An 8,424-nucleotide genomic window follows, 5' to 3' on the forward strand; every position below is an offset into this window, starting at 1 on the left:
ATTCCTCCCGACCCTGACCGGCCCCCCTCCCCCCGTATACGGGGGTACAGGGCGGGGCTCCTGCGGTTTCTAGCTGACCTGGGCCAGACTAAGATCGATGGCTAGGCCTAGCTGAGAAACCGTCCATGCAAGTGGAGTTTCGCGAGTGCGATCCGGGAAATCTCTGGATCTGGTTTGAGTTTGCGGAGCCGCCGGTTCCAGCGGAGTTGGAGTACCTCAGGGAAGTCCTAGAGTCGTGGTATGTGCTAGGCAAGTTGGGGGGATTTAACGCCGAGCGCCTGGTGGCCCAAGAGGCCGAGGCGGATCTCAGCTACTTGGAGTACCCTAGCGACTCGGCTCCCTTGACCTCCCTGATGCACAACATGGGATCCCTGGAAGAAAAGGACAACTGGGCCCGCTGCTGGTTTGATCTGGGCACTGCCGATGCCTTGGCGCTGGATGTGTTGATCAACGCCTTGCGCACCCTCAGCTTAGAATACATTGGCCTCACCCGCGTCATCATCGGTGGGCAGAACGAGGACTGGCCGACGGCGGATCCCGAGGAGACAGATGCCTACGATCTCAACGGCTACCTGCGGGATCATTGGGGGGAAGAGGGGGAGCTGGAATAGCTCCTACTCCAGGTAGCCCAGCTCTTGCATCCGCCGCACCAAGTCTGCGTTGCTTTCCATGTCAACTCGGCGAGGAGCGGTGCTGGGCCGGCGCGATTCTGCCCACTCCACCCACTGCCTTAGCCCTTGCCGCAGGCGGTCTAGCCAAGCCTGTGGAGAAAGGGATCCCAACTCAGGATCCCCCGGCTGAGAAGGGATCCCGGCCAAGAGCAGATCCCGCAGTTCCGCCGGATCCTGCTCCAGGTTGTAGAGGCTGGGGCGATCTCCGGTTTGGATCAGCTTGGTCACCCCTTCGTAGAGGGCTCGGCGGGTGTCGTAACAGGCGCGCGCCTGCAGCAGGCTGTCGTTGCGGTTTTCCATGGCCCGCAGGAGAAGGTGGGGCGGGAAGGCCTCGCTGAGCACCACCCCCTGCTCCGGATCCTCACCGGCCAGGGTGCGGGTCAGGCTGAGGCGGGCGATCTCGCGGCGAAGCTTGAGGCTGATACGGGGGGCGCCGTTGGCTAGAGAAAGGCTGGGGCGGAAGCCGGCAGCTTCCAAGAGAGTATGAAAGAGGCGGCGGGTGGAAACGGGGGTGGCCACGCGCTTTCCTGCCGGAAAATAGCCGGGGTAATGCAGGATCAGGGGGACGCGGATCAGCTCTTCGTAAACCACAAAAGCATGGCCGACGAAGTCGTGCTCCCCCAAGCCTTCGCCGTGATCCGCGACGATAGCCACCAGAGTGTTCTGCTCCAGGCCGGTGTGGCGCAGGGTGGCGAAGACGGATCCCAGCAGGTGATCCTGGTAGGCCACCTCGGCATCGTAGATGTCCCTGAGCACCTGCGCTTGCAGGGGAGAAAGCGGCTGCGGCAGGGGCGCCATCCAGCGGTAGGGCTGGGCGTTGTACTGGCGCAAAAAGTCGCGCGCCTCGCGGTTGGTCTTGAAGTAGGGGGCGTATTTCTGCACAAAGGGCTCCGGCGGCCAGTAGGGCAGGTGGGGCTCCATTAGGTTGACGAAGCAAAAGAAAGGCGGTGCTCCGGCAGGGCGGCGGGCTATCTGCTGCAGGTAGCGGTTCAGGTCGGCGATGGAGGCAGCCGTGTTGCCCTTAAAGTTCATCAGGCGGGTCCAGAGGGAGGCAAACCAGGGGTGCAGCGCCAACTGAAAAAGGGTGTCGGAGCGGGCAAAGGCATTTTGCACCGGGTAGGAGAGACGGCGCCAAAACTGGGTGTAGGCGGCCAGCCAGCGGTTGAGGGGAGCCGGCAGAGGGTTGCCTTCGGGAGGGCGGGTGGGCAGGGCCCCGCCGTAGTTGTAGAAGGTGTCGAAGCCGCGCCGCAGGCCGTTTTTCAGGATCCCGACCAGGGGGTTGTTGCAAAAGCCCACGGTGGTGTAGCCGCCCAGCTTCAACAGCTCCGCCAGAGTGGGTAGAGCAGGGCTCAGCTCCAGGTCTGCCTGAACGGTTTGGTGGGTGCTGGGGTATTCCCCCGTAAACAGGGAGGCGTGGGAGGGGATCGTCCACTGGGCGGGGGCGATGGCCCGCTCGAAGAGGGTGGACTCAGCGGCCAGCCGATCCAGGTTGGGGCTGGTGGGCACCTGGCGGGCCCGCTCTTCCTCTGACCAGTAGCAGGAAAGGCGATCCGCCCGCTGGGTATCCAGCACGATCAACAGAATGTTGGGGCGTTCCCCCCAGGCGGTCTCTGCCATTGCTGAACTCCTCACCACAACCCACCCAACACGGTTCTTAAACTATCTTGACATGCTCTTGTTGGCCCTTTGCCGTCGGCTCCTAGGGCAAAGTGAGCCGGGTTTGGCTGTTGCCTTGGATCCGGGCGGTGTTGGCCTGCCAATCCAGGATCCCTTGGTCACCGCTCACAGTCAGGGCTTGTCCAGGCTGGCGGTAGCGCACATTGCCCAGGGCTTGCAGTTGGGTGGAGCCGATGCGCCAGCGGATCTCTTGGGCTTCCAGCTCTTGGCCGGTCTGCAGGGATCCCGTTCCGCCAACGGGAACGGCTTTGGCTTTCACGTTGCCCAGCAGGCGCAGCTCGGTCAGGGGCAGCGGGGCCCGCAACTGCTCGCCGCTGAGGCGCACCCTTTGCTGGGGGGCATCCACCTCGACTGCTCCCAACGCCTGTACCTCGCCGGCACCAAAGTTCCAGAGCAAGCGGCTGGCGGTCAGCTCCAGCTCCGGATCGCGATACTTGGCCCGCACCGGTTGGCTTGGATCCCAATTCTCCAGTTGCATCTGGGCCTGGCCAAAGTCGATGCGCAAACGATCCCCCCACAGGGATCCCTGGCCGTCCAACAGCTCCACCTGTACCTGGCCCTCGGCTTCGAGGAGGCGCTCTTCCGGCAGCCACTGCAGCCGCTCTGCCTGCAGGCGCAGGTTGTCCCGCTCCGATTCCACCACCACTTGGCCCGTCAATTCCAGCCGCCGCTCGCCAGGATAGGCGGATCCCCGCTCGGCCCGGAGGCGGATGGCGCGATCGTCTGCGTCGAAAAACTCTCCCTCGATAGACTGCAAATGGGCGGATCCCAACTGTACGGGAGTGGAGCCGTTTTCTGGGGGGGACTCGTATTCGGCCAGGCGCGCCTGTAGGCGCCAGAGAATGCCACCATCGGGTTTGGCCTGGGTGAGAGTGATGTCTTTGTAGATTAACTGGGGAGTGGAGATAGGCTCGCGCGGGACACCCGGATCCCTGCTTGGAGGTGGCTCCGGCCCACCACAGGCAGCGCTCAGCAGGGCCAAAACCACTAGCCAACCTGGGACCCGGGAAGAGTTGGGCTGCATGGATCTCTCTTGCGCGCTTTCTCCTACCCTAGCTCTACCCTGCCGCTGGGCCGGATGGGATCCAGCTTTAACAAACCCGTGGCATCATCAGGGCAGAGTATTGCGGGGGCAAGGGTGGCCCAACTGTTGCAGCTTTTTATCTACGGCCTCGTCCTGGGCAGCATCTACGCCCTGGGGGCGATCGGGGTGTCGCTGACGTTCGGCATTTTGCGTTTTGCCAACTTTGCCCACGGGGATCTGATGACCTTGGGGGCCTATTTTGCTCTAACGTTTGTCGGGTTGGGTTGGCCGATTGGGGTGAGCTGGATCCCGGCGGCCTTGGCGACGGCACTTTGCGCGGTGGGGATCGACCAACTGATCTATCGCCGCCTGCGCCGGGAAGCACCGGTGATTTTGCTCATTTCTTCTTTTGGCACGGCCCTGATCTTGCGCAGCTTGGTGCAGATCGTCTGGGGGCCCAACAACCAAGTGTACCGCAGCGGCATTCAGTTGCCCTGGCAGTTGGGGGGGCTGCGCATCAAGCCGGATTGGGTGGTGATTCTGGTGGGAACGGCCTTGCTGGTGGTGGCTCTGCACCTGTTTTTGCAGCGCACGCGGGTGGGCAAAGCGATGCGGGCCATGGCCGACAATTTTGACTTGGCCAAGGTGACCGGCATTGAGACGGAGCGGATCATCCTCTGGACTTGGGCCATCGGCGCCGCCTTGGCCTGTGTGGCGGGCATCTTCCTGGGCCTGGATACGCGGCTGCACCCCACCATGGGCTGGCGGCTGTTGTTGCCCGTTTTTGCGGCAGCCATTCTCGGCGGCATTGGCCGTCCCTATGGAGCCATTGCTGGGGGGCTGGTAATTGGCCTGGCGGAGGAGTTCTCGACTTTAGCGATCAATCCGGCTTACAAAACAGGGGTAGCCTTCGCCATTTTGGTGCTGATGCTGATCTTCCGGCCCACAGGGCTATTGGGGGGGCGGGCCTGATGTTGAGCTACGCCATCTTCTTTTTGGTTTTGGTGGGGATCTACGGCGTGCTGGTGCTGGGCCTCAATATCCAGTGGGGCTATGCCGGCATGTTCAACATCGGCGTGGGGGCCTTTTTTGCTGTGGGGGCCTACGCCAGCGCCATAGCCACGACGCCGCCCACCCCTGAACATCTGGGCGGGTTCAATCTGCCGTTCTGGGTGGGCTTTGCCATAGCAGTAGCCGCCGCCGGTGCGATCGCCTTCTTGATTGGCTTGATCACCCTGAAGCTGCGCTCCGACTATTTGGCTATTGCCACCATCGGCATTGCCGAGATCATCAGCCAAATCCTGAGGAACGAGGGCTGGCTGACCAACGGGGTGCGCGGCATCACCCGCATTCCGCGCCCCTTTCGCGGCTGGATCCCAGGGCAGGATACACTGCTCTACTTGGGCTTGGTGCTGCTGGTCTTGGCGGTGGTTTACTGGCTGAGTGAGCGGGCCTATCGCTCCCCCTGGGGACGGGTGCTGCGGGCCATCCGCGAGGATGAGCCGGCAACCCTGGCCGCCGGCAAAGATGTCCTCCAGTTTCGCCTGCAGGCGTTTGTGCTGGGATCCATGCTGATGGGGCTGGCGGGGGCGCTCTATGCCCACTTTGTCAATTTCATCAGCCCGGAAGCCTTCCAGCCGGAGTTTGCCACCTTTATCGTCTGGGTGATGTTGATCGCGGGGGGCAGCGGCAACAATCGCGGCGCCCTGCTGGGGGTGCTGGCCATTTGGGGGGTGTGGTCGGGCAGCGAGTGGTTGACCAACCGTCTGCCGCCCCAGTGGGCCACCCGGGCCGGGCCCTTGCGCATTTTGTTGATCGGGATCCTGCTGCAGGTAATTCTGCTTACCCGCTCCCAAGGGCTGTTGCCAGAACGCCCGCCCAAGCCTGTTTTGGACACTTCCGCCTCCTCCAAGCAGAACCCAGCAGGATAGGATTGGGTCGGCTCCAGCCGTTGTTGACACTTTGAGACAACCCAGATCTCGGCCACCATGACTCCGCGCCCCAAGGAAACGGACTCCTCCTTGTCGCCCCGCAACCCCGATGCGACAGGTTGCCCCCCCAATGCCGGCCAGCCAGGGATCCCGACTGCGCCCATCCAGGAGGGCTATGCCTTGCCGGAGCACTACTTCAACCGGGAGCTGAGTTGGATTGAGTTCAACGCCCGGGTTTTGCACGAGGCCCTGGACGAGCGCACCCCCCTCTTGGAGCGGCTGAAGTTCCTGGCTATTTTCGAAAGCAACCTGGACGAGTTCTTTATGGTGCGGGTGGCGGTGATCCGCCGTCAGTTGGAAACAGGCGTGCTGCTGCCGACCCCCGATGGCCTCACGCCGCAGCAGCAGTTGCGGCAGATTTCCCAGCACCTGCGCCCCCTGATTCAAAAGGTACACGAGTGTTTTCGGCAGGAATTGGTGCCTAAGCTGGCGGAACAAGGCATTCACATCCGCGATTTTTCTGAGCTGGCCGAGCCGGAGCGGCAGGAGCTGCGGGAGTATTTCGACCAACGGTTGTTTCCCGTGCTCACTCCCTTGGCGGTGGATCCGGGCCATCCTTTCCCCTACATCTCCAACCTCAGCCTCAGCTTGGCGGTGGTGGTGCGGGATCCGGAAACCGGCAGGGAACACTTTGCCCGCATCAAGGTGCCCAGCACCCTGCCCCGCTTTGTGCCGCTGCGGGACGGGGTGAGCTTTGTGCCGCTGGAGCAGGTGATTGCCCACCATCTGGAGGCGCTGTTCGTGGGCATGGAAGTGCTGGAGTACTACCCCTTCCGCATCACCCGCGGTGCCGATCTGAAAATCCAAGAGGACGAAGCCGACGATCTGCTCGCGGCCATTCAAGAAGAGCTGCGCAAGCGCCGCTTCGGCTCGGTGGTGCGCATGGAGATTGCCAAGTCCATGCCGTCTGCCATTCGACAGCGGCTCTGCGAAGAGCTGCATCTGGATGCTGACTCTGTCTACGAGGTGGATGGGCTCCTCAACATGGGGGGGCTGATGGCGTTTCTCAACCTAAACCGGCCCGATTTAAAGGATCCCCCTTGGGGGCCCGTCACTCCTCCCCGCTTGCGTACTGCCTCGGTCAGCGACGAGCCGGTGGATATCTTCTCCGTCATCCGGGAAGGGGATCTGCTGGTGCATCACCCCTACGACTCCTTTGCTGCCAGTGTGGAACGGTTTCTGGAGGAGGCGGCCAACGATCCGCAGGTGCTCACCATTAAGCAAACCCTCTACCGCACCTCTGGCGATTCGTCGGTGGTGGGATCCCTCATCCAGGCTGCCGAAAACGGCAAGCAGGTGGCCGCTCTGGTGGAGCTGAAGGCCCGTTTCGACGAAGAAAACAACATCCTCTGGGCCAAGAAGCTGGAAAAAGCCGGGGTGCACGTGGCCTATGGCCTGCCAGGGCTGAAGATCCACTGCAAGTTGGCCCTGGTGGTGCGGGAAGAGGGGGGATCCCTGCGGCGCTATGTCCACATCGGCACCGGCAACTACAACCCCAAGACCGCCCGTATCTACACCGATCTGGGCCTGTTTACCTGCAACGAGACCCTCTGCAACGATGTAACCGAGTTGTTTAACCTGCTAACTGGCTACTCGCGGCAGCGGCACTTCCGCAAGCTGCTGGTGGCCCCCCGTACCTTGCGCCAGGGCATGGAAGCCTTGATCCGGCGAGAGATGCGCCATGCCCAGGCAGGACGCCAAGGGCGCATCATCGTCAAGGTCAACTCCCTCACCGACCCACGCATGATCCAAGTGCTCTATGAGGCTAGCCAGGCAGGAGTAGAGATTGATCTCATTGTGCGCGGCATGTGCTGCCTAAAACCAGGGATCCCGGGCCTGAGCGAGCGCATCCGCGTTATCAGCATCATCGGGCGCTTTTTGGAGCACTCCCGCATCTTCTACTTCTACAACGACGGCCAGGAAGAGTACTTCATCGGCAGCGCCGACTACATGACCCGCAACCTGGATCGCCGCGTCGAGGTGGTGACCCCTGTAGAGGATCCCCTGTTGCAGCAAGAGCTGAAGGCGATCTTGGAGATTTGTCTGACGGATAACCGGCAAGCTTGGGAGCTGCGCCCCGATGGCACCTATGTGCAGCGGCAGCCTAAGCCGGGAGAGCCGGTGCGCTCCACCCACCAACGCCTGATGGAGCGAGCCGCCAGCCGCCTTTAGCCCTCACCCCCGGCCCCTCTCCCTCAGGAGCGAGGGGTTTCGGCGGCTTCAGCCTCTTGATCCCCCAGCGCAATTACCTTCTCAGTGGCCTGCAACGAAGACTCCAGGCTCTCCAACTTTTGTCGGCTGGAGCGGTTCAGCCCCGCCTCAATACCGTTCGCCAAGAGCTGATCCAAAGAGAACCAGCCGCCGCCATTCACCGCAAAGGCCAAGAAGATGGCCGCGTAGATAGCCGATAGCTCCAGATAAGGAACGCTGAAGCCGGCCACCTTGATGTGGTGGAACATGGCCACCGCCATCGTGGCGAACAAACCCAACGCTGCCGCGCGGGTCAACAAACCCACTGCCACCAGCGGAGCTGCAATCAGTTCAGTATAGGCAGCTACATAAGCAAAAAAGACCGGGAAAGGCAACCCGATCACTTCTACATAAGCCGTTGCAAACCCCTCGATATCAGCCAGTTTGTCGAGGCCGTTGTGAATCATGAATAGCCCTGCCACCACCCGCAAGATAGTCCACGCCACTTGAGACCAGCGCGGGGCTACGCTGTCGTGACGCAAAACTGAGACAAACAGCACGGGAAAGCGCTGAGTGAGTGCCATAAGATGAAACCTGCAATGCAAAGATGCTAACTATTGTAACGATTCTAAATTTCTGTAACAAGACCAGGGCGGGATCCCCCGCCTCGACAAGAGGGGTCTAGATCGTAGGCAATCGTTTTCCCAGCAGGCGCAGCAAACCGATGGGATCCCCGGCCAAGGCCTGCGCGGCTCTAGTTCGGGTTCATCTCCTGGCTGGCTGGGATCCCTGCCGCTGTCTTGCTGCCCAGATAGGGTTAGCCAGGGAAGTTCTCGGCTGCCTATTCTTAGAGGTGTTGACGCCATTCTTC

The 8,424-nt window shown here is 61.9% G+C and carries 7 protein-coding genes; 4 read left to right on the forward strand and 3 right to left on the reverse strand.

Annotated features, from left to right (window positions below):
- Window positions 1-125: 125 nt before the first annotated feature.
- Window positions 126-611 carry a DUF3531 family protein gene (locus NW841_RS10585; RefSeq protein WP_414366439.1) on the forward strand — a complete coding sequence of 162 codons (486 nt, stop codon included), beginning with the start codon at window positions 126-128 and terminating at the stop codon, window positions 609-611.
- 3 nt (window positions 612-614) lie between these two features.
- Here the strand turns inward: NW841_RS10585 and NW841_RS10590 are convergent, their stop codons facing one another.
- Window positions 615-2,288, reverse strand: a complete 1,674-nt coding sequence (locus tag NW841_RS10590) for a sulfatase (RefSeq protein WP_414370352.1) — start codon at window positions 2,286-2,288, stop codon at window positions 615-617.
- 82 nt (window positions 2,289-2,370) lie between these two features.
- Window positions 2,371-3,336 (reverse strand): LPS export ABC transporter periplasmic protein LptC, encoded by a 966-nt coding sequence (gene lptC, locus NW841_RS10595; protein ID WP_414386335.1) that lies wholly within the window; start codon window positions 3,334-3,336, stop codon window positions 2,371-2,373.
- Window positions 3,337-3,486: 150 nt separating this feature from the next.
- Between lptC and NW841_RS10600 the strand changes: the two genes are divergently transcribed.
- The 3 genes from NW841_RS10600 to NW841_RS10610 are packed head-to-tail and all read left to right on the forward strand — an operon-like array spanning window position 3,487 to window position 7,535.
- A complete protein-coding gene (locus NW841_RS10600) occupies window positions 3,487-4,344 on the forward strand; it encodes a branched-chain amino acid ABC transporter permease (protein WP_414334029.1) in 858 nt (285 codons plus the stop codon).
- A complete protein-coding gene (locus NW841_RS10605) occupies window positions 4,344-5,303 on the forward strand; it encodes a branched-chain amino acid ABC transporter permease (RefSeq protein WP_414334031.1) in 960 nt (319 codons plus the stop codon). The genes NW841_RS10600 and NW841_RS10605 overlap by 1 nt, the downstream gene beginning before the upstream one ends.
- Window positions 5,304-5,360: 57 nt before the next feature.
- Window positions 5,361-7,535 carry an RNA degradosome polyphosphate kinase gene (locus NW841_RS10610; RefSeq protein WP_414386338.1) on the forward strand — a complete coding sequence of 725 codons (2,175 nt, stop codon included), beginning with the start codon at window positions 5,361-5,363 and terminating at the stop codon, window positions 7,533-7,535.
- Window positions 7,536-7,558: 23 nt separating this feature from the next.
- Here NW841_RS10610 and NW841_RS10615 read toward each other — a convergent pair whose 3' ends face one another.
- Entirely contained in the window at window positions 7,559-8,137 is a 579-nt protein-coding gene (locus NW841_RS10615) for a DoxX family protein (protein ID WP_414386340.1), read from the reverse strand.
- Window positions 8,138-8,424 lie beyond the last annotated feature (287 nt).

This window comes from Synechococcus sp. H60.3 (assembly GCF_047462295.1).
GTDB lineage: Bacteria > Cyanobacteriota > Cyanobacteriia > Thermostichales > Thermostichaceae > Thermostichus.